This is a genomic window from Kitasatospora sp. NPDC040550, assembly GCF_055594965.1.
Window position 1 is genome coordinate 55904 of record NZ_JBVIWC010000009.1, and the last position, 25078, is coordinate 80981.

Annotated in this window: 27 protein-coding genes and 1 riboswitch; of the genes, 5 read left to right on the forward strand and 22 right to left on the reverse strand. The window is 73.4% G+C overall.

What is annotated here, in order from left to right; translation table 11 throughout:
- Window positions 1-5: 5 nt before the first annotated feature.
- On the reverse strand, window positions 6-992 hold the full coding sequence (locus ACZ58X_RS15540) for an aspartate carbamoyltransferase catalytic subunit (RefSeq protein ID WP_470334170.1): 987 nt from the start codon (window positions 990-992) through the stop codon (window positions 6-8).
- Window positions 993-996: 4 nt separating this feature from the next.
- A complete protein-coding gene (pyrR, locus tag ACZ58X_RS15545; RefSeq protein WP_470334171.1) occupies window positions 997-1620 on the reverse strand; it encodes a bifunctional pyr operon transcriptional regulator/uracil phosphoribosyltransferase PyrR in 624 nt (207 codons plus the stop codon).
- Between the two features lie 331 nt (window positions 1621-1951).
- Between pyrR and bldD the strand changes: the two genes are divergently transcribed.
- Entirely contained in the window at window positions 1952-2455 is a 504-nt protein-coding gene (bldD, locus tag ACZ58X_RS15550) for a transcriptional regulator BldD (RefSeq protein WP_030056198.1), read from the forward strand.
- A gap of 118 nt (window positions 2456-2573) precedes the next feature.
- Here the strand turns inward: bldD and ACZ58X_RS15555 are convergent, their stop codons facing one another.
- From ACZ58X_RS15555 to rpmB, 9 genes are all read right to left on the reverse strand, one after another.
- Window positions 2574-3542 (reverse strand): hypothetical protein, encoded by a 969-nt coding sequence (locus ACZ58X_RS15555; RefSeq protein WP_470334172.1) that lies wholly within the window; start codon window positions 3540-3542, stop codon window positions 2574-2576.
- 150 nt (window positions 3543-3692) lie between these two features.
- Complete coding sequence (locus tag ACZ58X_RS15560; RefSeq protein ID WP_470334173.1) at window positions 3693-4514, reverse strand: thioesterase family protein; 822 nt, start codon at window positions 4512-4514, stop codon at window positions 3693-3695.
- 145 nt (window positions 4515-4659) lie between these two features.
- Window positions 4660-5097 carry a transcription antitermination factor NusB gene (gene nusB / locus ACZ58X_RS15565; RefSeq protein WP_350508646.1) on the reverse strand — a complete coding sequence of 146 codons (438 nt, stop codon included), beginning with the start codon at window positions 5095-5097 and terminating at the stop codon, window positions 4660-4662.
- 4 nt (window positions 5098-5101) lie between these two features.
- Window positions 5102-5665: an elongation factor P gene (efp, locus tag ACZ58X_RS15570; protein WP_470334174.1), complete on the reverse strand. Its 564-nt coding sequence runs from the start codon at window positions 5663-5665 to the stop codon at window positions 5102-5104.
- Window positions 5666-5741: 76 nt separating this feature from the next.
- Window positions 5742-6848 (reverse strand): M24 family metallopeptidase, encoded by a 1107-nt coding sequence (locus ACZ58X_RS15575; protein WP_470334175.1) that lies wholly within the window; start codon window positions 6846-6848, stop codon window positions 5742-5744.
- Between the two features lie 110 nt (window positions 6849-6958).
- On the reverse strand, window positions 6959-7132 hold the full coding sequence (rpmF, locus tag ACZ58X_RS15580; RefSeq protein ID WP_470334176.1) for a 50S ribosomal protein L32: 174 nt from the start codon (window positions 7130-7132) through the stop codon (window positions 6959-6961).
- Between the two features lie 60 nt (window positions 7133-7192).
- The gene (locus ACZ58X_RS15585) at window positions 7193-8362 is read right to left on the reverse strand and encodes a CobW family GTP-binding protein (RefSeq protein WP_470334177.1); all 1170 of its coding nucleotides are present in this window, start codon (window positions 8360-8362) and stop codon (window positions 7193-7195) included.
- A 5-nt stretch (window positions 8363-8367) separates the two neighbouring features.
- A complete protein-coding gene (gene rpsN / locus ACZ58X_RS15590; protein WP_470334178.1) occupies window positions 8368-8673 on the reverse strand; it encodes a 30S ribosomal protein S14 in 306 nt (101 codons plus the stop codon).
- Complete coding sequence (gene rpmB, locus ACZ58X_RS15595; protein WP_470334179.1) at window positions 8673-8909, reverse strand: 50S ribosomal protein L28; 237 nt, start codon at window positions 8907-8909, stop codon at window positions 8673-8675. The genes rpsN and rpmB overlap by 1 nt, the downstream gene beginning before the upstream one ends.
- Before the next feature lie 165 nt (window positions 8910-9074).
- On the opposite strand from rpmB, the gene rpmG reads away from it, so the two are divergent.
- Window positions 9075-9239 (forward strand): 50S ribosomal protein L33, encoded by a 165-nt coding sequence (gene rpmG / locus ACZ58X_RS15600; protein ID WP_470334180.1) that lies wholly within the window; start codon window positions 9075-9077, stop codon window positions 9237-9239.
- 29 nt (window positions 9240-9268) lie between these two features.
- Complete coding sequence (locus ACZ58X_RS15605; RefSeq protein ID WP_375889960.1) at window positions 9269-9517, forward strand: type B 50S ribosomal protein L31; 249 nt, start codon at window positions 9269-9271, stop codon at window positions 9515-9517.
- A 198-nt stretch (window positions 9518-9715) separates the two neighbouring features.
- Here ACZ58X_RS15605 and nicT read toward each other — a convergent pair whose 3' ends face one another.
- Window positions 9716-10840: a Nickel transporter NicT gene (gene nicT / locus ACZ58X_RS15610; protein WP_470334181.1), complete on the reverse strand. Its 1125-nt coding sequence runs from the start codon at window positions 10838-10840 to the stop codon at window positions 9716-9718.
- A 32-nt stretch (window positions 10841-10872) separates the two neighbouring features.
- Window positions 10873-11066: riboswitch (cobalamin riboswitch) on the reverse strand.
- Window positions 11067-11147: 81 nt separating this feature from the next.
- Between nicT and ACZ58X_RS15615 the strand changes: the two genes are divergently transcribed.
- Together ACZ58X_RS15615 and ACZ58X_RS15620 are read left to right on the forward strand one after the other, a co-directional pair.
- Window positions 11148-11531 carry an ArsR/SmtB family transcription factor gene (locus ACZ58X_RS15615; RefSeq protein ID WP_470334182.1) on the forward strand — a complete coding sequence of 128 codons (384 nt, stop codon included), beginning with the start codon at window positions 11148-11150 and terminating at the stop codon, window positions 11529-11531.
- 53 nt (window positions 11532-11584) lie between these two features.
- Window positions 11585-13267, forward strand: coding sequence for a hypothetical protein (locus ACZ58X_RS15620; protein ID WP_470334183.1), 1683 nt, complete (start codon window positions 11585-11587; stop codon window positions 13265-13267).
- Here the strand turns inward: ACZ58X_RS15620 and ACZ58X_RS15625 are convergent.
- From ACZ58X_RS15625 to mltG (ACZ58X_RS15670), 10 genes are all read right to left on the reverse strand, one after another.
- A complete protein-coding gene (locus ACZ58X_RS15625; RefSeq protein WP_470334184.1) occupies window positions 13264-15258 on the reverse strand; it encodes an AAA family ATPase in 1995 nt (664 codons plus the stop codon). The genes ACZ58X_RS15620 and ACZ58X_RS15625 overlap by 4 nt on opposite strands.
- A gap of 70 nt (window positions 15259-15328) precedes the next feature.
- Window positions 15329-16138 (reverse strand): Fpg/Nei family DNA glycosylase, encoded by an 810-nt coding sequence (locus ACZ58X_RS15630; protein WP_470334185.1) that lies wholly within the window; start codon window positions 16136-16138, stop codon window positions 15329-15331.
- Between the two features lie 77 nt (window positions 16139-16215).
- Window positions 16216-17151, reverse strand: coding sequence for an AAA family ATPase (locus ACZ58X_RS15635; RefSeq protein ID WP_470334342.1), 936 nt, complete (start codon window positions 17149-17151; stop codon window positions 16216-16218).
- 315 nt (window positions 17152-17466) lie between these two features.
- Window positions 17467-17895, reverse strand: a complete 429-nt coding sequence (aroQ, locus tag ACZ58X_RS15640; protein WP_360230367.1) for a type II 3-dehydroquinate dehydratase — start codon at window positions 17893-17895, stop codon at window positions 17467-17469.
- 8 nt (window positions 17896-17903) lie between these two features.
- Window positions 17904-18995: a 3-dehydroquinate synthase gene (aroB, locus tag ACZ58X_RS15645; protein ID WP_470334186.1), complete on the reverse strand. Its 1092-nt coding sequence runs from the start codon at window positions 18993-18995 to the stop codon at window positions 17904-17906.
- Entirely contained in the window at window positions 18988-19509 is a 522-nt protein-coding gene (locus tag ACZ58X_RS15650) for a shikimate kinase (protein WP_470334187.1), read from the reverse strand. Before ACZ58X_RS15650 ends, aroB begins: the two co-directional genes overlap by 8 nt.
- The gene (aroC, locus tag ACZ58X_RS15655) at window positions 19506-20690 is read right to left on the reverse strand and encodes a chorismate synthase (RefSeq protein WP_470334188.1); all 1185 of its coding nucleotides are present in this window, start codon (window positions 20688-20690) and stop codon (window positions 19506-19508) included. The genes ACZ58X_RS15650 and aroC overlap by 4 nt, the downstream gene beginning before the upstream one ends.
- 163 nt (window positions 20691-20853) lie before the next feature.
- The gene (locus ACZ58X_RS15660) at window positions 20854-21684 is read right to left on the reverse strand and encodes a shikimate dehydrogenase (RefSeq protein ID WP_470334189.1); all 831 of its coding nucleotides are present in this window, start codon (window positions 21682-21684) and stop codon (window positions 20854-20856) included.
- 51 nt (window positions 21685-21735) lie between these two features.
- Window positions 21736-23631: an endolytic transglycosylase MltG gene (gene mltG / locus ACZ58X_RS15665; RefSeq protein ID WP_470334190.1), complete on the reverse strand. Its 1896-nt coding sequence runs from the start codon at window positions 23629-23631 to the stop codon at window positions 21736-21738.
- Window positions 23632-23819: 188 nt separating this feature from the next.
- The gene (mltG, locus tag ACZ58X_RS15670) at window positions 23820-25055 is read right to left on the reverse strand and encodes an endolytic transglycosylase MltG (RefSeq protein ID WP_470334191.1); all 1236 of its coding nucleotides are present in this window, start codon (window positions 25053-25055) and stop codon (window positions 23820-23822) included.
- Window positions 25056-25078 lie beyond the last annotated feature (23 nt).

Sequence of the window (25078 nt, forward strand, 5' to 3'; positions counted from 1 at the left end):
CTCGTTCACTGGGCGGTCTCCACGGAGTCGGTGCGGGGGGCGGCGGCGGTGTCGGCGAGGGTGGCCCCGCCGAGCAGCAGGTACAGGACGGCCATCCGGACGGAGACGCCGTTGGCGACCTGCTCGACCACGGTGCAGCGCGGCGAGTCGGCGACCTCGGCGGTGATCTCCATGCCGCGGACCATCGGGCCGGGGTGCATCACGATGGCGTGCCCGGGCAGCTGGGCCATCCGGAGGCCGTTCATGCCGTAGCGGCGGCTGTACTCGCGCTCGGTCGGGAAGAACGCGGCGTTCATCCGCTCGCGCTGCACCCGCAGCATCATCAGCGCGTCGGTCTTGGGCAGCACGCTGTCGAGGTCGTAGCTGACCTCGCAGGGCCAGTTCTCGATGCCGATCGGCAGCAGGGTCGGCGGGGCGACGAAGGTCACCTGGGCACCGAGGGTGGTCAGCAGGTGCACGTTGGAGCGGGCGACCCGGCTGTGCAGGATGTCGCCGACGATGGTGATCCGGCGCCCGGCCAGGTCGTTGCCGAGGCCGGCGTTGAGGTGGCGGCGCATGGTGAAGGCGTCGAGCAGGGCCTGGGTGGGGTGCTCGTGGGTGCCGTCACCGGCGTTGATCACACTGCCGTGCAGCCAGTCGGACTGGGCCAGCCGGGCCGGCGCGCCCGAGGCGTGGTGGCGGATGACGACGGCGTCGGCCCCCATCGCCTGGAGGGTGAGCGCGGTGTCCTTGAGGCTCTCGCCCTTGGAGACCGACGAACCCTTGGCGGAGAAGTTGATGACGTCCGCGGACAGCCGCTTCTCGGCGGCCTCGAAGGAGGTCTTGGTGCGGGTGGAGTCCTCGAAGAAGAGGTTGACGACGGTGCGGCCGCGCAGCGTGGGCAGCTTCTTGACGGCCCGGCCGGAGAGCTGGGCGAGCTCCTCGGCGGTGTCCAGGATCAGCAGCGCGTCGTCGCGGCTGAGATCGGCGGCGGAGACGAGGTGGCGCTTCACGCGGCTACTCCGGGAGGTGCGGTTCGGTGGGCTGGGAGGCCAGGGCCTGCGTGCTGCGGGCGGTGTGGTCGCGGTCGCCGACCAGGACGGCGTCCACGCCGTCGGTGTCGGCCAGGCGGACCTGCACGGCCTCGCGCAGCGAGGTGGGGAGGTTCTTGCCCACGTAGTCGGCCCGGATCGGCAGCTCGCGGTGGCCGCGGTCGACCAGGACGGCGAGCTGCACGGCGCGCGGGCGGCCGATGTCGTTCAGCGCGTCCAGCGCGGCGCGGATGGTGCGGCCGGAGAACAGCACGTCGTCGACGAGGATGACCAGCTTGCCGTCGATGCCGCCGGGCGGGATCTCGGTGTGCTCCAGGGCGCGGGCGGGCTTCAACCGCAGGTCGTCCCGGTACATGGTGATGTCCAGGGTGCCCAGCGGGATCTCGCGCCCGGTGATCTGGGCCAGCCGGCCGTGCAGGCGGCGGGCGAGGTGGACGCCCCTGGTGTGGATGCCGAGCAGCACGACGTCCTCCGCGCCCTTGGCGCGCTCGACGATCTCGTGCGCTATCCGGGTGACGACCCGGGCGATGTCCGTGCCGTCCAGCACCTGGTGCGGCGGCCGCGGCGTGGGTTCGTGATGTGTGGTCATGCCGAAGCGGACCTCCTTCCCCGCCTCACTGGACGGGCCTTAAAGGATGTCTGGGATTGCGCCCCCGCCGACCGGGCGTGGGCTTCGGGTCATCCTATCAGCGCGCCGCACGGCAAACGGACCTCCACCATTCCGCTTCTCCGGGTTCACGCACCGGATGCGCCGATGATGCGGGCCATTCGCACGACTGCCCCATTCGGCTTGACGCAACTACCTTACTCTACGTAACCTCACAGTGAGTTACGAGACAGGCGTCGAACCCACCGGTAACGACGCCGGCAACGCCCGTGACCCACCACTGAACGCGAAGCAATCTCGTCCGGGGAGATCAATGTCCAGCGACTACGCGAAGCAGCTCGGAGGCAAGCTCCGAGCGATCCGCACTCAGCAGGGGCTCTCCCTGCACGGTGTCGAGGAGAAGTCCCAGGGGCGCTGGAAGGCAGTCGTCGTCGGCTCGTACGAGCGCGGCGACCGTGCGGTCACCGTGCAGCGGCTGGCCGAGCTCGCCGAGTTCTACGGCGTGCCGGTGCAGGAACTGCTGCCCGGAGGCACCCCCGGCGGCGCGGCCGAGCCGCCGCCGCGCCTGGTCCTCGACCTGGAGAGACTGACCCAGGTCCCGTCCGAGAAGGCCGGTCCGCTGCAGCGCTACGCGGCGACCATCCAGAGCCAGCGCGGCGACTACAACGGCAAGGTCCTCTCGATCCGCCAGGACGACCTACGCACGCTGGCCGTCATCTACGACCAGTCGCCGTCGATCCTCACCGAGCAGCTGATCTCCTGGGGTGTGCTCAACCCCGACGCGCGCCGCGCGGTGCGCGAGGAGGACGCGAGCTGACGCTCGCCACACCGGCTCCGCCGGGAAGCGGGTCTAGGCCGGCAACGGCCAGCAGAAACGTCACGGCGCGGCCCCCGGTGCCGGGGGCCGCGCCGCGGTGTGCCGGGCGGTCACCGGCTCAGCAGACCGTGCCCAGGCTGTAGCCCGGCTGCGCCGCCACGCCGTCCAGCCGCACCGGCCGGGCGGCCGGCGCCCAGTCCGGGCCGCTGCTCGACCAGGCCCATGCGGCCGGCAGGAAGCACTCGTCGGCGGCGCCGCCGCGGGCTCCGTCGGCGTCCGCACCGCGGGCCCCGCCGGAGGCCGCCGTGCCCTGCGAGCCGTGCAGTACCGCGACGCCCGGCAGCTCCAGCGCCAGCCCGGCGCACAGCACCGCGCAGACCAGCTCCAGGTCCTCGTCGTTGATCCGCACCACGCCGTCCTCCCACTGCAGGACCCGGGCCGCCGCGGCCAGCCGCCCGCCCGGCGCGTCCACCCGCACGCGCAGCTCGTACACCCCGGCGCCCGCGCCCACCAGCATCCGGCGGAACACCTCGCCACCGCGCTGGTAGGCGGCCCGCACCCAGCGCGCGTGCTCCTCGTCGGCCTCCCCCGCGCCCCCGTACAGCCCGCCGTCGAGCAGCAGGTCGGCGTGGCAGAGCGTCAGCCCGTTCTCCCGGGCCCGGACCAGTCGCGGCACGAAGTCCCCGGCCAGCTCCTCGCCCTGGTAGGGCAGCAGCTGGGTCTGCAACGGCGGGTTGACCAGGTAGCGGTCGCGGGCGGCGGGCTCGGCCGGGTCCAGGCCGTGCAGCAGGCAGAACTCCTCGAAGTCCTGCGGGTGGAACATCCGGGCCCGGACCGTCTCGAACCGCTCCAGCGCGTCGGCCAGCAGCTCGGCGGTGTCGGCCAGGTAGCGCTCGTAGTCGGGGGCGTCGCACACGCCCCAGGCCCGGGCCCGCGCGAAGTCCGCGGCATTGGTGAGCACACCGAGGACGAACGCCTGCTCGGCCCCCTCGACCCGCTGCGGCCGGTGCGGCGCCCGCAGCGCGGGGCGCAGGCCGCCGGCGGTGCAGTCGGAGTTGCGGCGGGCGCGGCCCTTGCGGCTGGTCATCGGTGGCTCCTGACATCTGCGGAGGGCCGTCGAGCGGTGACGGTCAGCGGCGGGGCTCGCCGCTGACCGTGTTACTCCCCAGTTCCGCGCGCCACACACGTACGGCGTGTCACGGAAATGTAACCACCGGTAATAGGGGTCGCCGCCGCCTCAGCGCGGCACCCGGGCCAGCTGGCGGGACTGGGCGACCAGGCGTCCGGCCTCGTCCCAGACCTCGGCGTCCTCCTCGAAGTAGCCGCCGGCCACGTTGCGGGTGGAGTGGACGACCCGCAGCCAGCCCGGGGCGGGCCTGGCCCGCAGGTGGACGGTCAGCTCGACGGTCGGGGCCCAGCCCGGCAGGCCGAGGTCGAAGGTGACCGGCGGGAGCGCGTCGGCGACCAGCAGGAGCAGCAGCGGGTCGGGGTCGCGGCCGTCGGCGAGCCGGAACCAGCCCTGGATCCGGCCGTGGCCGGAGGGCCGGCCGAGCGCCCAGCCGACGGTGGCCGGGTCGAGCCGCAGGTCGAAGCGCTCCAGCAGGGCGGCCTGCTCGATCAGCTGCTTGGGCGCGTGCTCGACGCCGATGCACTGGTCCGGCGGCGGCAGCTGCGGCGGGGTCGCGGTGGTGCGCACCTCGCCGTCCGCGGCCGAGAGGTCGCCGTGGCTGGCCACCACGCGCAGGCGTTCGACGCCGTCCTGGCTGAGCGAGGCGGTGCCGGTGGAGAGCCCGCGGCCGGTGCGCAGCACCTCGGTGCGGACGGTGGCCGGGCCGGGGGTGGAGGCGGACAGGTAGTAACCACTGATCGACACCGGGTCGGGGTGCCGGCCGTGCTCCAGCGACAGCGCGTGTCCGGCCACCGCGAGCAGCAGCCCGCCGTTGACCCCGCCGCCGATCTGCCAGCCGGCGCCGAGCTCGGCCTCGTAGCGGCCGGCCTCCTCGGGGTGTCTGGTGAGGGCGATGCCCCGGTCGAACTCGCTGCGGGTCGCGGTGGTCATGGCTGTGGCCTGCCCTTCGGGTCACCGACGGCGCCGTCGGCGAAGTTACTGACGAGTAGGGCCACCCTACGCCCACCGGGTGAAACGCGGAACGGCCGCAGGCCCCGGAGTTCCGGGGCCTGCGGCCGACTGCGAGCGGCACCGCCTAGCGGCGGATGCTCGGCTTCAACTCCAGGAAGCGGGCGAGCATGCCGTTGACGAAGGCCGGGGAGTCGTCCGTGGAGAACTCCTTGGCGATCTCGACCGACTCGTCCAGGACGACCGCGTCCGGGACGCCGTCCTCCCAGATCAGCTCGTACGCGCCGAGCCGCAGGACGTTGCGGTCCACGATCGGCATCCGGTCGAGGGTCCAGCCCACCGCGTACTGCTCGATCAGGTCGTCGATGCGACGCGCGTGCTGGACGTACCCCTCGATCAGCTCCATGGTGTACTCGCCCACCTGCGGGGTGCCCTCGTCAGGCTTGGGCTCGCGGGCGCGCGCCACCCAGTCGGCGAGGACCTGCTGCGGGTCGACCCCGCGGTGGTCGGCCTCGAAGAGGATCTGGAAGGCCCGGGTGCGGGCCTTGCTACGTGCGGCCGACACGGACTTACTTCACCCGGCCGAGGTAGCTGCCGTCGCGGGTGTCGACCTTGACCTTCTCGCCGGTGACGACGAAGAGCGGGACCTGGATCTCGGCACCGGTCTCCAGGGTGGCCGGCTTGGTGCCACCGGTGGAGCGGTCGCCCTGGACGCCCGGCTCGGTGTGGGAGATCTCGAGCTCGACGGAGGTCGGGAGCTCGATGTAGAGCACCGCGCCGTCGTTGGTCGCGACGAGGGCCTCGAAGCCCTCCAGCAGGTAGTTGGCGGCGTCACCGACGACGGCCGGCTCGATGGTGAGCTGGTCGTAGGTGTCCATGTCCATGAACACGAAGTTCTCGCCGTCCTTGTACGAGAACTGCATGCCGCGCTTGTCGACGTTGGCGGTCTCGACCTTGGTGCCGGCGTTGAAGGTCTTGTCGACGACCTTGCCCGTCAGGACCTCCTTGAGCTTCGTACGCACGAAGGCCGGGCCCTTGCCGGGCTTGACGTGCTGGAACTCGACGACGGACCAGAGCTTGCCGCCCTCCAGCTTGAGGACCATGCCGTTCTTGAGATCGTTCGTGGAAGCCACGGGCGCACTTACTCCTGGATATAGCTGTCAAGGAACCAAGGGTCGCGTCCTGCCGCCGTCGGCCCGGGGGCCGCCGTCACAGGGCGAGGAGCTCCTTGGTGGTGATGGTGAGCAGCTCTGGCCCGCCCTCCTCGAGGGGGCGCACCACGAGCGTGTCCTCGATCCGGACCCCGCCCTTGCCCGGGAGGTGGACCCCCGGACCGACGGTGACCGGCACGCGGCTGTCCAGTTTACCCATGTCCGACGGACCGAGGCGCGGCGCCTCCCGGATCTCCAGCCCGATGCCGTGGCCGACCGGGTGCGGGGAGGCCTCGGTGTGCCCGGCCGCCTCCAGGACCTGCCGGGCCACCCGGTCGGGTACGCACTGCTCCACGCCCGGGCCGAGCGCCTCCCGGCCGGCCCGCTGGGCGCGGAAGACCAGCCGGTGCAGCTCGACCTGCCAGGGCGCGGGAGCGGCCCCGATCACGAAGGTCCGGGCGGTCGAGACGCCGTAACCCCGGTACTGGGCGCCCAGCACCACGGTGAGGAAGTCGCCCTCCTCCACCCGGCGGTCGGTGGGCTGGTGGGCGGGCTGGCCGGAGTGGCTGCCGGTGCCGACCGACACCGGGAAGGCCGCCCGGTCGGCGCCGTGGTCGATCATCCGGCGCTCCAGCTCCATCGCCAGGTGCCGCTCGGTCCGGCCGACCAGGATCGACTCCAGCAACTCGCCCAGCGCCTGGTCGGCGATCTCGGCGGCGATCCGCAGGTCCGCGATCTCGTGCTCGTCCTTGACCACCCGCAGCCGCTCCACCACCTGGCCGAGGTCCGTCAGCCGGCCCCCCTCCAACAGGCCCGCGACCGCCCGGTGCCGGGTGACGGTCAGGTCGTGCTCCTCGACCGCCAGGTCGCGCACCCCCAGCCGGCCCGCGGTGGCGGCGGCCGCCAGGGCGGTGTCCGCCCCGGCCACCACCGGCACCTGGGTGACGTCCGCGGCGATCAGGTGCTCCCCCGAGTCGTCCGGCGGCAGGTCGTCCGGCAGCGTCAGCAGCACCCGGTCCCGGGTCAGCAGCAGGGTCGCCCCGCAGGGCGCGCAGCCCGTCAGGTACCGCACGTTCGCCGCCCGGGTGATCAGCGCCGCATCGGCCCCGGCCGCGCTGCAGTGCTCCCTCACCCGCTCCCGCCGCCCCGCGTACGCATCCGCCATGCGTCGAGCCTACGAACCCCCGGCCCGAACCGCCCGCCGAGCACCCCCGAGGGATGCGCCGACACCCCACTGCGCCCCGCGCGACCCTGCTCACCCCCTGCCGCCCGCCGTCACCTCCCCTCCGGGTCGAGCAGGCCCCGGCGGTAGGCCCGGACGAGGTTCTGCGGGACGAGCAGCTCCCGACCGTTCAGGGTGATCGGGACGAGCTTCGGGCCGGTCGCCTTCCACTGGGCGCGGCGGTGCCGGGTGTTGCTGCGCGAGGTCCTGCGCTTGGGGACTGCCATCGGGGCTCCTTGTCGGGTGGTGCCGGGCCTTCGGGTGCTGCCGGAGGCGTACGGGGTCGGTCAGAGGCGGACGGGGTCGAGGAGGTCCCGGAAGCCGTCTGGGAGGGCCTTCCAGCCGGTTTCGCCGGCGGCGAGTTCGGCGTCGGTGAGCAGGCAGGAGTCGAGCAGTTCGGTGAGGCCGTCGACGTCCAGCCCCGCCGCGGTGAAGCTGAGCTGCTGCACCCGGTCCCCGTGCACGGGGTGCCAGTCGAGGGCGGCCGCGGCGCGGCGGGCCGGCGGGTAGCGGTCCCAGGCGGCGTCGGACAGGGCGGTCAGCCAGGGGCCGCACTCCTCGACCGCGAGATTGGCCCCGGCCGCGTCCCAGGCGAGCATCAGGTCGGGCCGGTTGGCCAGCCAGAACCGGCCGCGGCTGCGCTGGGCGGCCGGGACGAGCAGTTCGAGGGCCCGGTGCAGCCGTTCCGGATGCAGCGGGCGGCGGCGCTCCCAGACCAGGGTGCTCACCCCGGCCTCGTCGCTCTCCTGGGGGAGCAGCGCGATCGCCGGGTTGATGCGGTCGCGCGCGGCGGCCACGTCGAAGCCGCCGAGGGCGGCCCGGGTGAGCGCGCCGGTGCCGAGCCGGACCACCCGGGCGGTCGGGTGGAGCTGGCGCAGCAGCGCGAGCCCCGGCGCGTGCGCGGTGGCGCGCGGCACGGCGAGCGTGGTGGCGTACTCGACCTGGTGGGCGAGCGCCTCGGCGCGGGTGCGTTCGTCCCGAGCGGCGGTGTGCTGCCCGTGCTCCACCAGCTCGTCGGGGACGGAGAGTTCGCCGATCAGTCGGTCCGGGTCGACGGCGGCGACCACGCCCGCGAGTTCGATCGCCGCCGCCAGGGGGCGGCCGTCCACCTCGCCCCCGGCGAGCACCTCGACCGCGGGGTGCGGGTCGCTGCCGCCCCAGAGTTCGACCACCGCGAGCCCGTACCGGCCGCCGTCGGCGAGTTCCAGCAGCCGGGGCAGCAGGTCCTCGCGCAGGGCGCAGCACGGGCAGTCGTTCACCAGCGGGCCCGACCCGGTGTCGAAGGCCCCGCCGGCGTCCCGCAGTTCGCGGTGGACCAGGCCGCGCGAGGCGTCCCGCAGGTCGTGCCGCAGCACCACGGCGTCCACCGCGGCGGCCGTCAACTCCTGGACGGCGGCGTGGCGTTCGTCCGGGTGCAGCCCGGCGACCACCACCACCGGGAGCCTGGTGCCGTCCATGCCGCTCACCAGCTCGCCTTGCGCACGCCCGGCAGGTGTCCGGCGTGGGCGTGGACGCGCAGGTTGACCCGGGAGAGGCCGAAGGCGCGCAGGTAGCCGCGCGGCCGGCCGTCGACGGCGTCGCGGTTGCGGACCCTGGTGGGGCTCGCGTCGCGGGGCTGGCGGGCGAGTTCGGCCTGGGCGGCGGCGCGCTCGGCCGGGGCGGTGCCGGGGTGGGCGATGATCCGCTTGAGTTCGGCCCGGCGCTCGGCGTAGCGGGCGACGGTCGCGCGCCGCTGCTCGTTCTTGGCGATCTTGCTCTGCTTGGCCATCAGACCTTCTCCCCGCGGGCGCGGATGCGGGCGACGGCGGCCTCGACGCCGATCGTGTCGACGGTCTTGATCCCCTTGGCGCTCAGCACCAGCCGGACGTACCGGCCCTCGCCGGGCAGCCAGTAGCGCTTGCGCTGGATGTTGGGGTCGAAGCGGCGCGGGGTGCGGCGGTGCGAGTGCGAGATCGCGTTGCCGAAGCCGGGCCGGCGGCCGGTGAGCTGGCAGTGGGCGGACATGGGTGCTCCCTGGCGTCCGGGAATGGGCAGGACGGAGGTCACGTTACACCAGATGAAAATGACATCCATTTCGGTGTACGGTTCCGATCCAGCCCCGCGAACCCCGCACCACGTGGCCCCGGGACCGCGACGGCCCAGGAGCCCGAGACCCCAGGAGGACGCCCGATGGCCCGCAGCGAACTGCGCCCCGTGATCAAGCTCCGCTCCACCGCCGGCACCGGCTTCACGTACCTGACCCGCAAGAACCGCCGGAACGACCCGGACCGGATGGTCCTGCGCAAGTACGACCCGGTCGCGGGCCGGCACGTCGACTTCCGCGAAGAGCGCTGACCGCACCCACCCCTCGGAGGAGCCCCGCCATGAAGCCCGGAATCCACCCCGCCTACCGCCCGGTCGTCTTCCGCGACAAGGTCGGCGGCCTCGCCTTCCTCACCCGCTCGACGGTCACCGGCGACCGCACCGTCGAGTGGGAGGACGGCAACACCTACCCGGTGATCGACGTGGAGATCTCCTCGGCGAGCCACCCCTTCTACACCGGCCAGTCCCGGGTGCTCGACACCGCCGGCCGGGTCGAGCAGTTCCGCCGCCGCTACGGCGACCGGCACTGACGACGGAACGCGAACGGCGCCTCCCCGGCTCGGGGAGGCGCCGTTGTCGGCGTCGGGTGCCCGGTGGTCACCGCACGGCCGGCGCGCGGGGTGGCGAAGGAGCGGCTGCGTCCGGTCCAGGTGGCCGGCGCCGGGCTCGCCGTGGCGGGCACCCTGCTGCTCGCGGCAGCGTGACCCCGACCGCTACCCGCTGCTGCGCTACTGCTGCTGCTGCGCGGGCGTCCAGCGCTTCTCGACGCCCGCCAGCTTCCAGTACCCGATGGCGATCGCCCACACCACCACGAACAGCCCGGCGATCGCGTAGCCGACGTTGTCCAGCGAGATGTCCGCGATGAACCCGGTCACCGGGTCGGTCAGGTCGAGCTTCTCGTGCAGCACGCCGACCAGCTCGATGGTGCCGATGATGAAGGCCACCGCGATCGACAGCCCGGTGATGGTCAGGTTGTAGTACACCTTGCGCACCGGGTTGGAGAAGGCCCACTGGTACGCGAAGTTCATGAACGTCCCGTCCAGGGTGTCGAACAGGCTCATCCCGGCCGCGAACAGCAGCGGCAGGCAGACGATCGCGTACCAGGGCAGCCCGGCCGCCGCGCCCGAACCGGCCATCACCATCAGGGTGACCTCGGTCGCGGTGTCGAAGCCCAGGCCCAGCACCATGCCGACCGGGAACATCTGCCCGGGCCGGGTGATCGAGCGGGTCGCCCGGTTCAGGATCCGGGCCATGAAGCCGCGCGAGTCGAGGTGCGCCTCCAGCTCCGACTCGTCGAACTGCCCGGCCCGCATCGAGCGGAACACCTTGAGGATGCCGAGCAGCGCCGCCAGGTTGAGCGCGCCGATCAGGTAGAGGAAGGCGCCGGAGGCCGTGGTGCCGACCAGCCCGAGCCACTTGTGGGTGGCCGAGTCGTCGTCCATCAGCGTGTTCGCCAGCTGGGCGCCGCCCGCCACCAGGGCGGCCATGACGACCACCATCGAGGAGTGGCCCAGGGCGAACCAGAAACCGACCGAGACCGGCCGCTTGCCGTCCGCCATCAGCTTGCGGGTGGTGTTGTCGATCACCGCGATGTGGTCGGCGTCGAAGGCGTGCCGCATGCCGAGGGTGTAGGCGGTGATGCCCAGGCCCACCCCGAAGACCTGGGTGCCGACGGCGTAGTTGTGCGGCGCGACCAGGAAGACGAGGGTCCCGAAGGCCACCACGTGCATGGCCAGGATCACCCCCATCAACCCGGCGGTCCGGAGGGTGTCCTCGCGCTTCCACCGGAAGGTGGGCAGGACGGAGGGGGCGGGGCCCGCCTCGGCGGGCGCGGCGGTTTCGGGCAGGGTCATCTTCGGTTCACGCTCCAGCACCTCGTGGAATGACTTCGTGAGATGCCGTGGCCGGTCTCCTGGCTTACGGGGCTTCCGGACCCGCCTTCCCAGGTGCACGAAGCACCCAGTGGCACGTGGATCCGGACGACTGTCCCCCGATCACAGTGGCGAGGGCCGCTCCGGAATGGGACCTGTTGAGGGTCCGTCACCGGTCTTCCCGAGCACCACGGCGGGGAACACCGTAGGGGCAGGACCGCACCCTCGCAAGGTTGCGCACCTGTGCAGGTGTCCAGGATCACAGGTCGTGAGCTGCCAGAATGTCCGCATGCATCTCGTACCGGCCGACCGCGCGGGCCACCGCACCATCGACGGACACCGGGTCTGCGAGGCCATCGCCGCCATCGGGGACACCGCCCACGTCCGGACCTGGGCCGAGCGGTTCTCCCTGCTCTCCGACCCCGGCCGGCTCGCCCTGCTGCTCGCCCTCCACCGGGCCGGCCCGCTCGCCGTCAGCGACCTGGCGGTCGCCACCGGCATGCGCGACCCGGCCGTCTCCCAGGCCCTGCGACTGCTCCGCACGGCGGGCGTGGTCACCGGCGACAAGGACGGACGCGTGGTGCGCTACCGGCTCGTGGACGACGCCATGCGCCCCCTCCTCGACGAGTGCGCCGCCGCCGACCACGAGGAGCCCGCCGCGGCGGCGGGCTGACCGACACTCGGCAAACCACGCCGGGGGCGCGGCGGGATGAGTACGATCACGATGTGCCGTCCCACCCCCACGTCCGGCCAGCCGACCGCTGGAACACCCGCCCGGTCAAGGCCCGCGTGCTGGCGGTCGCCCGCACCCTCACCTCGGCGACCCGGGTCCTGGACGTCCTCACCCTGCTCGACCCGGACGGCATCGAGCGGTACTTCACCGTCAACCCCGGCTCCGCCTTCGCCGACCGCGCCCTGGACGAGTACCTCCACGGCCTGCCCGGCTACACCGTGCTGGACTGGGAGGACGCCGTCCGCCACCGCTTCGACCTGGCCGTCGCCTGCGCCGTCCACGCCTCCATGCACCGGCTGGACGCCCGTCTGGTCGTCCTCCCGCACGGCGCCGGCTACAACCGCCTGGTCACCGAGTCCACCGGCGACGCGGTCAGCTCCGCCGGCCTCTCCCGCAACGAACTCACCCACCACGGAAGGGTGTTCGTCGACGTCCTCGGCCTCTCCCACCCCGAACAGCTGGACCGGCTGCGGAGCTCCTGCCCCGAGGCCCTGGACGTCGCCGAGGTCGTCGGCGACCCGTGCTTCGACCGGATCCTGCGCAGCCGACGCTCCCGCGACGGCTACCGCGCCGCCCTCGGCGCCGTCGACGGCCGCCGGCTCGTCGTCGTCGACTCCACCTGGAGCGAGCACTCGTTATTCGGCCGTCACCCCGACCTGCCGCAGCGGCTGGTCCGCCAACTGCCCGCCGACGAGTACGCGGTGGCCGTCGTCCTGCACCCCAACATCTGGAGCCGGCACGACCCGGCGGCCCTGCTCGACGACGCCCGGCGGATGGGCCTGCGCCTCGTCCCGCCCCACCAGGGCTGGCAGGCCGCACTCGTCGCCGCCGACTTCATGATCGGCGACCACGGCTCGGTCTCCTTCTACGGCGCCGCCCTGAAACGGCCCACGATGATCGTCGCCACCGGCGCCGCCGAACTCGACCCGCGCTCCCCCAGCTACGCCTTCGGCCAGGCCGCGCCCGCGCTCGACCCCGACGGCGACCTCGCCGCCCAGCTCGAACTGGCCCTGGTGCGAGCCCAGGACGACCACACCGACCTGACCGCCATCACCGACCGCTCGCTCGCCCACCGCGGCGAATCCGCCCGGCTGCTGCGCCCCCTGCTGTACTCCTTCCTCGACGGCCTCGACGAACCCGCCGGTGAACCCGTCCTGCCGCCCTACCCCAGGCCCGCACCCCAACCCGCCGGCGCCGAGCGGCCCAGCGCGTACGACGTCGAGGGCAAGAGCGAGGGGACGGAGGTCAGCCTGCGGCGCTACCCCTTCCACCCCGACGACCACACCCCGCGCGGCTTCCACGCCCTCACCGACGAGCACCCGGGCGACGCGCTTCGGTACACCGCCGAGGTCCTCGCCCGCACCGAGGCCAGGGCCGAACGCCCCGCCGTCGACTGGCTCGCCGAGACCGCCCTCGAACTGCCCGGCCTCGCCGTCGCGGTGGCCGCCCTCGGGCCGGCCCGGCACCTGCTCCGGTTGCCCGGCGGCCGACTCCTCGAAGCCCACGCCGAACGCGACTTCGGCGGCCCCGACCCCGTCCTCGACCCCCTGCTGCTCGGCTCCGCCGTCGCCTGCTGGCTCTCCGACGGCGGCGACCCGGCCGGCCTGCCCGAGCACGGCCTCACCGTCCGCACCGGCCGGCACTGCACCCGGGTCGCCTTCACCGCCGGGCCCTAGCCGGCCAGCTCCCGCAGCCGGGCCCGGCTCCGCTCCGCCAGCTCCGGGTCGTCCAGTTCCTCGGCGAGGGCGAGCAGCAGGGTGTGTGCCTGGGCCTCCTTCGGGTACGCCTTGCGCTCCTCGGCCCGCCGGACGCAGTCGCCCGCGTCCGCGACGGCCAGGTCGAGCCGGCCGAGCGCGCGGTGGGCCCGGGCGCGGACCAGCGGCAGCTTCATCAGCATGTCCCGGTCGTCCGTGTCCACGGCCCGGGCACCGGCCTCCGCGAGCACGGCCAGCGCCTCCTCCGGGCGGCCGTCGGCGATCAGGGCCTGCGCCAGGTTGTAGCTCTGCACGATCTCGCCGTGGGCATCGCCGCGGTTCTCCTCCAGCGCCAGCGTGAACCTCTCGACGGCGTCGCCGGGCCGGCCGTCGGCCAGGCACAGCAGGCCGTCCGTCTCGTACAGCACGCCCACCACCTGACGGTCGGCCACCAGCGGCACCTGCTCGGTGGCGAGCGCCAACTGCTCGGCGGCGAGCCGGAAGTCCTGGCGCTCGTAGTGCGCCCGGGCCAGCTGGTTGTGCATGCGGACCACCGCGTCCGGGTTGTTGGCCCACCGGGCCGACTCGATGCCGGTCCGGTGGGTGGCGATCCAGTCCTCGTAGAGCTTCCGGCCGTGGTAGAGCGGCCACAGCGACTCGCACAGCCACCACGCCTCGTCGTGCCACTGCTGGTCGGCCGCCGCCTTCACCACCGCCCGCAGGTTCGCCCGTTCCGCGTGCAGCCACTCCAGCGCGTCCGCTCCGGACGGGAAGCCGGGCAGACCGTCGCCGGTCGGGTCCTGCAACCGGAGCCGCGGCCCGGTCGCCCGGTCGGCCACCGACGCCCTGCCCCGGTAGTACGCCACCACCCGGGCCAGCAGCTCGGTGCGGTCGGGCAGTTCACGCGCGCAGACGTAGGCGTGGGTGCGCACCACCTCGTGGGCCTGGAAGCGGTCGTCCGCTCCCTGATCGACGACCACGTCCAGGAGGTGCACGGCACACAGCTCGTCCAGGGCGTCCTCCGCCGCTTCGACGCCCACCGCGGCCGCCAGTTCGGCCGACACGAACGGGCCCGGGTGCACACCGATCAGGTGGTAGAGCGCCCGCCCCTGCGGCGAGAGCCGCTCGTACACCGGGTCGTACGTCCCCCGGAGGTTCCCCTCGTCATTGTCCAGCACCGCCAACCTGCCCTCCTGGTGGGAGAGTTCGGCGATCACCTGACCCACCGACAGCCGACCCCGGCGCAGCAGTTGGCTGCCGACCGCGTTCAGGGCGATCGGCAGCCCGTCGCAGCGCTCCACCAGCGCCGCCACCTCGTCGTCGGTGCCGCGATCGGCGCTCAGCCAGCCCCGCACCAGAGCGGCCGCGGCCGTCGGGCCCAGGCGGTCCAGCCGCCGCACCTCGGCACCGTCCATCCGCAACGCGTCCAGCCGCCGTCGGCTCGCCACCACCACCATCCCGCTGGAGGGCAGCAGGGCGCGGACCTCGGCGGCGTGCTCGGCGTTGTCCAGGAAGACCAAGCAGCGCTGCTCGGCGGTCACCGTCCGGAACTCCCCGAAACGCTCCGCCTCCGCGTCCGGCGGCCGGACCCCGAGGGCGCGGAGGAAGCCCTCCAGTACCCCGGCCAGATCCACTGCCGAGCGGTGCCGGTAGGCCTTGAGATCCGCGTAGAGCACACCCCCGGGGAAACGCTCCGCCTGCTCCTTCGCGAACCTGGCCACCAGTTCGGTCTTGCCGACGCCGCCCAGGCCGGTGAACACCACGATGGCCGGTCCGCCCTGCCCGGCCTTGCCCGAAGCGGCGGCGAGCGCGGCGAGTTCGCGCTCCCGGTTGACGAAGCTCTGCCGCGGCGGCCTGACCTGGTACGGGACCCGGTGCTTCGGGGGCAGCCGGACCGTGACGTTCCCGCCCTGGATCACGTTGCCGTGCACCACCGTGTCCGACACGCTGTTGGACACCTCGTAGCCGTCCACCCGTCCGCTCCCTCCGACCAGCCCCGGCCCAGCCTACGGCGTCGGGCGGTGCGTGGCGCCTGAATCCTCCTCAGGCCGCCTGGCAGGTCGGGCACCAGAACAGGTTGCGCGCCGCGTGCTCCTCCGTCCGCACGTCCGTGCCGCAGACCAGGCAGGGCATCGCGGCGCGGCGGTAGACGTACACCTCGCCGCCGTGGTCGTCGACCCGGGGCGGGCGGCCCATCGCCTCGGGGGTGTGCTCGGGGCGCACGGTGTCGATCCGGCCGGCCGCGACGCCCTGGTGCATCAACTCGACCAGGTCGGCCCAGATCGCGTCCCACTCGCGGCGGGTGAGGTCGCGGCCGGCCCGGTGCGGGGCGATGCGGTGGCGGAACAGCACCTCGGCGCGGTACACGTTGCCGACCCCGGCCAGCACCTTCTGGTCCATCAGCAGCGCGGCGACGGTCGTGCGGCTGCCCGATATCCGGCGCCAGGCGGCCTCCGGGTCGGCGTCGGCGCGCAGCGGGTCGGGGCCGAGGCGAGCGGCGACGGCGGCCTTCTCGGCCCCGGTGACCAGCGCGCAGGTGTTGGGGCCGCGCAGGTCGGCGTAGCCGTCGTCGTTGGCCAGCCGCAGCCGGACCAGCCCGACCGGCTCGGGCGCCGGGCCGGTGCCGAAGGTGAAGCCGCCGTAGAGCCCGAGGTGGACGTGCACCCAGCCGCCCTCCTCGAAGCCGAGGAAGAGGTGCTTGCCGGTGGCCTCCGCGCCGGTGAGCAGCTGCCCGTCGAGCGCCTTGGCCTCGTCGGCGAAGCGGCCCTGCGGGCTGGAGACCTGCACCGGGCGGCCGCCGAAGGCCTGCCGGTTCTGGCCGGCGAGGCGGTGGATGATGTGGCCTTCCGGCACGGACGTCAGCTCCCCGGGTGGTTCTGGCAGGACCCGTCCATCATCTCAGCCGCCCCGGCGGGGCCCGCACCACGTGGTCAGCGGACCGGCATGCCCATCAGCCGGGCCAGGATGACCCGGTCCAGCTCGGCGGCCGTGCCGGCGACGTCCAGGTACGAGTTGTCGATGATCGGCAGTCCGGAGTTGTACCAGCCGGCCATCCGCCCGTGGATGCGCGCGACCTCCTCGTCACCGAGCCGCCTGGTGCCGCCGCGGCGGGCGTTGCGGCGCAGCACCGAGTCCAGGCTGGGCAGCAGCACCACCGGGATCATGCCCGGGCCGATGTGCCGCTTCCAGCCGCCGAGGCCGATCGCCGGGCGGTCCGGGAAGACGGCGTCGTCGATGATGCAGGAGATGCCGTTGGCCAGGTAGTTGCGGCAGGCGAAGCCGCAGGTCCGGCGGGCCAGCCGGTACTGGGCCTCGGAGGCGTTGTTCCAGCCGGCCTGCGGGTTGGCGAAGCCGGACTGCACCCACTCGCGGACGTCGTCCAGGCTGATGTGCGCGGTCGGGGTGCCCCGGCGCTCGGCCCAGTACCGGGCGACGGTGGTCTTGCCCGCCCCGGCCGGGCCGATCAGCAGGACGGCGATGGGGCCGGCGGGCGCGTGGCGCTGCGAGGGGTGGGCGGGGAGCTGGACGGGCGTGCCGGCGGGCAGCACGAAGTGCCCGGTGCCGCCGGCCGGGAGGGGCGCCGGCGACGGCACGGGGTTCGACACCGGGTTCGACACCGGAGCCGGCGCGGGATTCGGCGCGGGAGCCGGAGCCGCCAGGGTGGCCGGAGCCGGCCGGGGTGCGGCCGGCGCCACGGCGACCGGAACCGGCGCGGCGACAGGCGCCGCAACGCGAGCCGGGACGGGCACGGCGGCCGGCGGCGGGGGAGGCGTGGTGGCGGGCGCGGCGACCGGGGCCGGAGCGACCGGCGGCGGGGGAACCGGCGCCCCCGGCGGAAACACCCCCGCGCCGCCTCCCGGCGGCACCGGTGGAGCGGCGGGACGCGGCGGGACCTCCCCACCTCCGGCGTACTGCGTCACGGCACCTCCCGACACCTCTCAGCGGGGACATTACACGGCGGCCCGGCAGCGGGCACAGTCCGCCGCCGGGCCGCCGAACGCGCCCTGCTCCCCCGGCCACGGGCGGTTTCGGCTCAGGTCGACCCGTGGTCGACTACCGTCAACTCAGGTCAACCGTCGGCCAACCCACGCCCATACCAAGGTCAACTCACGTCGAATCCGATCGGTTCCCGTCACAGCCGTTCAGCGACCGTCGACGGCACCCGGCCGTCACCGCACTCCTCAGCGCGAGGCGAGCTGCTCCGCCAGCGCCCGCAGCGCCAGCTCGTACGACCCGATCCCGAAGCCCGCGATGGTGCCGGAGGCCACCGCCGCGATCACCGAGTTGTGCCGGAAGGTCTCCCGGGCGTACGGGTTGGAGATGTGCACCTCGATCAGCGGCGCGGTGCGCTGCGCCGCGGCGTCCCGCATCGCGTACGAGTAGTGGGTGAACGCGCCCGGGTTGATCACCACGGGCACCTGCCCGTCGGCCGCCTCGTGCAGCCACTCCACCATCTGCTGCTCGGAGTTGGTCTCGTGCACCTCGACCTCGAAGCCGAACTCCTTGCCCAGCGCGGTGCAGCGCTCGACCAGCCCGGCGTACGAGGTGGCGCCGTAGACGTCCGGCTCCCGGCTGCCCAGCCGGCCCAGGTTGGGGCCGTTGAGCACCATCACCCGGGTCACGCCGCGACCTCCGCGTACGCGGCGACCAGCAGCGACGGGTCGGGGCCCTCCAGCACGGAGGTCTTGCCGAGGCCGTCCAGGACGATGAAGCGGATCAGGTCGCCGCGCGACTTCTTGTCGATCTTCATCGCGTCCAGCAGCTTCGGCCAGGCGTCCGCCCGGTAGGTCAGCGGCAGGCCGACCGAGGCCAGCACGGTGCGGTGGCGGTCGGCCGTCTCGTCGTCCAACCGGCCCGCCAGCCGGCCGAGTTCGGCGGCGAAGACCATGCCGATGGAGATCGCCGCGCCGTGCCGCCACTTGTAGCGCTCGTTGCGCTCGATGGCGTGGCCGAGGGTGTGGCCGTAGTTGAGGATCTCGCGCCGGCCGGACTCCTTGAGGTCCCCGGAGACGACGTCGGCCTTGACCTGGATGGCCCGGCGGATCAGCTCGACGGTGTGCGGCCCGGCCGGGGACTTCGCACCCTCCGGGTCGGCCTCGATCAGGTCGAGGATGGCCGGGTCGGCGATGAAGCCGCACTTGATGACCTCGGCGAGACCGGAGACGTAGTCGTGCCTGGGCACGGTCTCCAGGGTGCCGAGGTCGGCCAGCACACCCACCGGCGGGTGGAAGGCGCCGACCATGTTCTTGCCCTCGGCGATGTTGATGCCGGTCTTGCCGCCGACGGCCGCGTCGACCATGCCGAGCAGCGTGGTGGGCATGGAGATCCAGCGCACCCCGCGCAGCCAGGTGGCCGCGACGAAGCCGGCCAGGTCGGTGGTGGCCCCGCCGCCGAGGCCGACCACGACGTCGCTGCGGGTGAAGCCGGTCTGCCCGAGCACCGACCAGCAGTACGCGGCGACCTCGGCGCTCTTCGCCTCCTCGGCGTTCGGCACCTGGAGCGCGATCGCCTCGTACCCCTCGCCGGCCAGGTCCTCGCGGACGGCGTCGGCGGTGGCGGCCAGCGCCTCCGGGTGGATGATCGCGACCCGCTTGGCCCGGGTCCCGATCAGCGGCGCCAGCTCGCCGAGCAGCTGGTGCCCGATCAGCACGTCGTACGGGTCGTGGCCGGCGCTGCCGCCGACGTGAATCCTGACGGTGGTGTCAGTCATGGGGGGTGTTCAGCTCCAGTGCTTCCAGTACGGCGTCCGCGACCTGCTCGGGGGTGCGGTCGGCGGTGTCGACGACGGCGGTGGCCACCTCCAGGTAGAGGGGGCGGCGGGCCTCCATCAGCTCGCGCCAGCGCGCCCGGGGGTTGACGGCCAGCAGCGGGCGCGGGGCGTCCAGGCCGACCCGCTTGACCGCGTCGCCCAGCGGGACCTCCAGGAGGACGACCGGCAGCTCGCGCAGCAGCGCGCGGGTGGCCTCGGCCATCACCGCGCCGCCGCCGAGCGCCAGCACCCCGTCGTGTCCCTCGGCGGCCGCGCGCACGGCGCGGACCTCCAGCTCGCGGAAGTGCGGCTCGCCCTCGTCGATGAAGATCTCCGGGATGGGCTTGCCGGCCAGCGCCTCGATGTCGGCGTCGGTGTCCCGGAAACCGACGCCCAGGCGCTCGGCCAGGGCCCGCCCGACGGTGGACTTGCCACTGCCGGGCGGGCCGACCAGCACCACGACGGGCTTCGTCATCGGATGATCAGGTTGTCGAGGTAACCCTGGACGTTGCGGCGGGTCTCGGAGACGTTGTCGCCACCGAACTTCTCGTTCACCGCGTCCGCCAGCACCAGCGCGACCATCGCCTCGGCGACGATGCCGGCGGCCGGCACCGCGCAGACGTCCGAACGCTGGTGGTGCGCCTTGGCCGGCTCACCGGTGCGCACGTCCAGGGTCTGCAGCGCCCGCGGCACGGTGGCGATCGGCTTCATCGCGGCGCGCACCCGCAGCACCTCACCGGTGGACAGGCCGCCCTCGGTGCCGCCGGAGCGGCCGGAGGTGCGCTTGACGCCCTCGGGGGTCGGGACGATCTCGTCGTGCGCCTGCGACCCGGGGACCCGGGCCAGCTCGAAGCCGTCGCCGACCTCGACGCCCTTGATCGCCTGGATGCCCATCAGCGCGGCGGCCAGCCGCGCGTCCAGCCGACGGTCCCAGTGCACGTGCGAGCCGAGGCCCACCGGCACGCCGTACGCGAGCACCTCGACCACGCCGCCGAGGGTGTCGCCGTCCTTGTGGGCCTGGTCGATCTCGGCGACCATCGCCTTCGACGCGTCCGCGTCCAGGCAGCGCACCAGGTCGGCGTCCAGCCGGGCCTCGTCCGAGGGCAGCGGCACCACGCCGGCCGGCGCCTTGGCGGCGGCCAGCTCGACCACGTGGCTGACGATCTCGATCCCGGCCACCTCGCGCAGGTAGGCGCGGGCGACCGCGCCCAGCGCGACCCGGGCCGCCGTCTCCCGGGCGCTGGCGCGCTCCAGGATCGGCCGGGCCTCCTCGATCGAGTACTTCTGCATGCCGGCCAGGTCGGCGTGGCCGGGCCGGGGGCGGGTCAGCGCCTCGTTGCGGGCCAGGCCCGCCAGCACCTCGGGGTCGACCGGATCGGCCGACATGACCTGCTCCCACTTCGGCCACTCGGTGTTGCCGACCATGATCGCGACCGGGCTGCCCATGGTCAGACCGTGCCGGACGCCGCCGAGGAAGGTCACCTCGTCCTGTTCGAACTTCATCCGCGCCCCGCGGCCGTAACCGAGCCGGCGGCGCGCCAGCGCGTCGGCCACCACGTCGGTGGTGACCGGTACACCGGCGGGCAGGCCTTCCAGCGTCGCGACGAGTGCGGGGCCGTGCGACTCCCCCGCCGTCAGCCAGCGCAACGTACCCAACGGAGCTCCTTCATCAGCGGGCCGGCCCACGGCACCGCCGGGGCCCGCCCGAGCGTGCCTTCTGTCCGAATCCTTTCATGACCCGGCAGCCCCCGGGGGCACAGTCCGCGTGACGGACGGCAACCGGTCACTCCACGAAACGATTCGGCCGCGCGCGGCGGGCTCAGCGCCCGGCGAGCGCCTTCTCCCCCGCTTCGCGCATCGCCGCCAGCGGCCCGGGCGCCCGCCCGGTGAAGGCCTCGCTCTGCAGCACCGCCTGGTGGACCAGCAGGTCCAGCCCGCCGAGGACGGTCGCCCCGCGTGCGGCACAGGCGGCGGCCAGCGCCGTCGGCCACGGGTGGTACAGCACGTCGAACAGTGCCCCCGGGTCCGCGGGCAGCCGGGCGGCGAAGGCGTCGGTCGCCCCGACCGGGGTGGTGGAGACGGTCAGCGGCCGCTCCAGCGCCTCCGCGCCGCGCTCCCAGTCCGCGGTCCGCACCGCCACGCCGAGCCGCTCGCCCAGCTCGGCCATCTCCCGGGCCCGCTCGGCGCTGCGCACGTAGACCGTCACCTCGCCGGTGCAGACCTGGGCCAGCGCGGCCAGCGCCGAGGAGGCGGTGGCCCCGGCCCCCAGCACGGCGGCGGCGGACACCTCGGCGATGCCGCGCTCGCGCAGCGCGTTGACCAGTCCGGGGACGTCGGTGTTGTCCCCGGTGCGCCGCCCGTCGGCGGTGAACACCACGGTGTTCACCGCGTCCACGGCGCGGGCCGTGGCGCTGACCTCGTCCAGCAGCGGGATGATCGCCCGCTTCAACGGCATGGTCAGCGACAGCCCCGCCCACTCGGCCTCGTCCAGCCCGGCGAGGAACCCGGGCAGGGCGGCCTCGTCGACCTCGAAGCGGTCGTAGCGCCAACCGTCCAGCCCGAGCGCCGCGAAGGCGGCCCGGTGCAGGTCGGGCGAGAGCGAGTGGGCGATCGGCGAGCCGAGGACGGCCGCCCGGTGCTTGCTGGTCAACACTGCCTCTCCGTGAACGACGGTGCGGTGACGGCTACTCGGGTGTGCCGGCTACTTCGTGGTGCAGTGCAGGCCGACCTTGTCGAAGCCCTGGCCCGCCGCCTTGCAGTACGCCTCGACGTTGGCCGCGTGCTCCTTGTCCGTGTCGGCGAACAGGGTGTTGGTCGGGGACATCGCGATGAAGTACAGCCACTTGCCGTCCGCCGGGTTGAGCACCGCGTTGAGCGCCTCGTCACCGGGGTTGGAGATCGGCGTCGGCGGCAGGCCCGGGTTGATGTAGGTGTTGTACTTGTTGGACCCGTCGTTGATGTCCTTCGACGTGAGTTCCTTGCGGCCCAGCGAGTACTGCAGCGTGGTGTCCATGCCGAGCGTGTGGCGCACCGTGTCGCTGGCCAGCCGGTTCTGGATGGTCCTGGCCATCTTGGCGAAGTCGCCCGGGTTGTTGCCCTCGCGCTGCAGGATGCTCGCCTCGATGACCACCTCGTAGCCGTTCTTGAGGCCCGCCTTGGAGGCCTGGCCGTCGAGGTTGGCGTACTTGTCGGTGGCGGTCTTCACCATCTGCTTGAGCAGGTCCTCGGGCTTCATGCCGTCGGCGATGTTGTAGCGGGTCGGCCAGAGGAAGCCCTCGATGTTGCCGTTCGCGTACGCGGGCAGCCCGAGGTCGTTGACCTGGGCCTTGGCGACGTTCGCCGTGGTGCCCTTCTGGAGCTTCAGCTTGTCGTCGATCTTGGCGAAGATCTCGGAGGAGTTCTTGCCCTCCGGGAACACGATCGCCGCGCCACCCGCCTGGTCCAGCAGTTCCTTGACCGCGGCCGCGGCCGGCATCTCCTTCTTCAAGGTGTAGAAGCCGTACTGGATCGTGGCGCACTTGGGCTCGGCGTCGCAGGCCTTGGTGAAGGCGTCGACGCTCTTGACCACGCCGGCGGCCTTGAGGGCGGCGCCGATCTGCCCGCCGACCGCGCCCTGCTTGACCTCGATCTGGACGGAACCGGTGCCCTCGCCGGTGTAGTCCGGCGGCGGGCCGAAGTGGTCCTGGTAGAAGCCGTAGCCCCACCAGCCGGCGCCGCCGAGCAGCCCGAGCAGCACCACGGCGACGACCAGGCAGGCGCCGCCGTTGCGACGGCCCGCCTTCTTGCCGCTCTCCTTGCGCTTCTTCTTCGCCTCGCGGGAGTCGTCCTGCTCGCCGAGGAAGCCGCTCTGCTCGGCCTCCGCGTGCTCATCGACGTAGCGGTCGCCCTCGTGGCGCTCCTCCTCGGCGCGGCCGTCCCACTCGCCCTCCGCGGGTTCGTGCGCGCCGCCGACCGGATCGGCGCCGGACTCCAGCGCGGCGGCCTCGGCCTCCCAGTCGATGCCGTCCGGGCCGGGACCGGAGGCGGCCTCGGGCGCCGGGGCCGGGCGGGCGGCCTGCGGCCGGGCCTGTTGCGGAGCGGGCTGCTGCATGCCGGCCTGCTGCTGGGGCATCCCCTGCTGCATCTGCTGCGCCTGCTGCGGCATGCCCTGCTGCTGCATCGGCATCTGCTGCTGCCCGTACCCCTGCTGGGGCATCCCCTGCTGCATCTGCTGCGGGTAGGCCTGCCCCTGCTGGCCCATGCCCTGCTGGCCCATGCCCTGCTGCGGGTACCCCTGGTCGTAGCCCTGCTGCGGCATCTGCTGCTGCGGGTACCCCTGCTGCGGCATGCCCTGCTGCTGGTGCCCCTGCGGCGCCATCATCTGCTGGGGGTGGCCGCCGTGCATCGGCTGCTGCTGCATCTGCTGCTGCTGTTGCTGCGCCTGCGCGTACCCCTGCTGCGCGTCCCCGTACGGCTGCTGGCCGTGCTGGTCCTGCTGCGGGTACTGCTGCCACTGGCCGTCCTGCTGGCCGGGGATCGGCTGCTGGCCGCCGTACCCGGGATCACCGGGGTGCCACGGCTCGCCCTGGGGGCCGTAGCCCCGACCCAGATCGGTCATTGATCCCCTTAACCGACGGTGACGACCGGAGGATCGGACCGGCCGTCCGGGACGACGCGGTCCCGGCTGATTCTCGAACCGGCGTGCTAGCGCAGCGCCTGGGAGGAGACGTTACCGTACCGCAGCCGTACCCCCGCCCGGGCGGACGCACTGTCAGTGAGCGACCTCACGCTCGGCGTACGGGGCCGTCACGGTGCGGCGGCGCCCGGTGTCGAGGGGGTGGCGGCGGCGCTCGGAGCGGTGGGGTCGGGGGCGCTCGGCTTGGCCGCCCGGGCGGCGTTGAACTCGGCGACGTTCTTCTGCTGCACCTCGAAGCTGTCGGTGAAGCGGGTGTCCCCGGGCTTCACGGTCACGAAGTAGACCCAGTCCCCCGGCGTCGGGTCCAGCGCCGCCATGATCGCCTGCCGGCCCGGGTTGGAGATCGGCGACGGCGGCAGGCCCGGGTGCAGGTAGGTGTTGTAGGGGGAGTCCAGTTTGGTGTCGGTGACCGTGGTGTTCAGGGTCGAGCGGCCGAGGGCGTAGTTGATGGTGGAGTCCAGCTGGAGCGGCATCCCCTTTGCCAGCCGGTTGTAGATGACCCGGGCCACCTTGCCCATGTCCTCGGTGTTGTCGGCCTCGCCCTGGACCATGCTGGCGACGGTGACCAGCCCGTACAGGCTCTGCCCGAGGTTCTGCGCGACGACGTTGGCGTCGTCCCGGCTGAACTCCTTGCCCGCCCGCTCGACCATCTGCTTCAACAGGTCCAGCGCGGTGGTCCCGTCGGTGACGGCGTAGGTCGCCGGGAACAGGTAGCCCTCGGGGCTGCCCTTGGCGAAGTCCGGGAGGCCGAGTTCGGCGCCCTGGTCCTGGGCGGCCTTCTGGGTGGTGCCCGCCGGGAGGTTGAGCTTCTTGTCGATCGCCGCGTAGATCTGGTAGCCGCGCCAACCCTCGGGAATGGTCAGGCCGTTGGCGTTGGCCGGGTCGATCAGGACGGACAGCGCGGCGGCGGCCGACATCTTCTGCTTCAAGGTGTACGTGCCGGGCTGGATCCGCCCGGCGGCGGCCGCGCTGCCCTTCGCCGCCCGGGTGAAGGCGAGCGAACTGGCGACCACCCCGTTGCGGACCAGCGCGGAGGCGATCTGGGACAGGCCCGCGCCCTCCGGCACCGAGACCTGGACGCTGCCGTTGCCCTGCCCCGCGTAGTCGGCGGCCGCCGCGGGTTTGCGCTGGTGCTGGAACCAGGTGTAGCCGGTGAGCCCGATCCCGCCGAAGACCGCGACGAGGGCGAAGGCGGTGAGGCCGCAGGCCAGTCCGTTACGCCGTCGGTGCGGATCCGGCGCATCGGAGCGCGGCCGGGGCGCTCCCGGAGGACGGCCCTCCGGCTCCAGCACCGGCGCACCCAGGTGCCCCGGGGTGAGCCCCGGGTGGAAGTCCTGGTCGGTCATGGCTCGCGGCCCCCTCGGCGGTC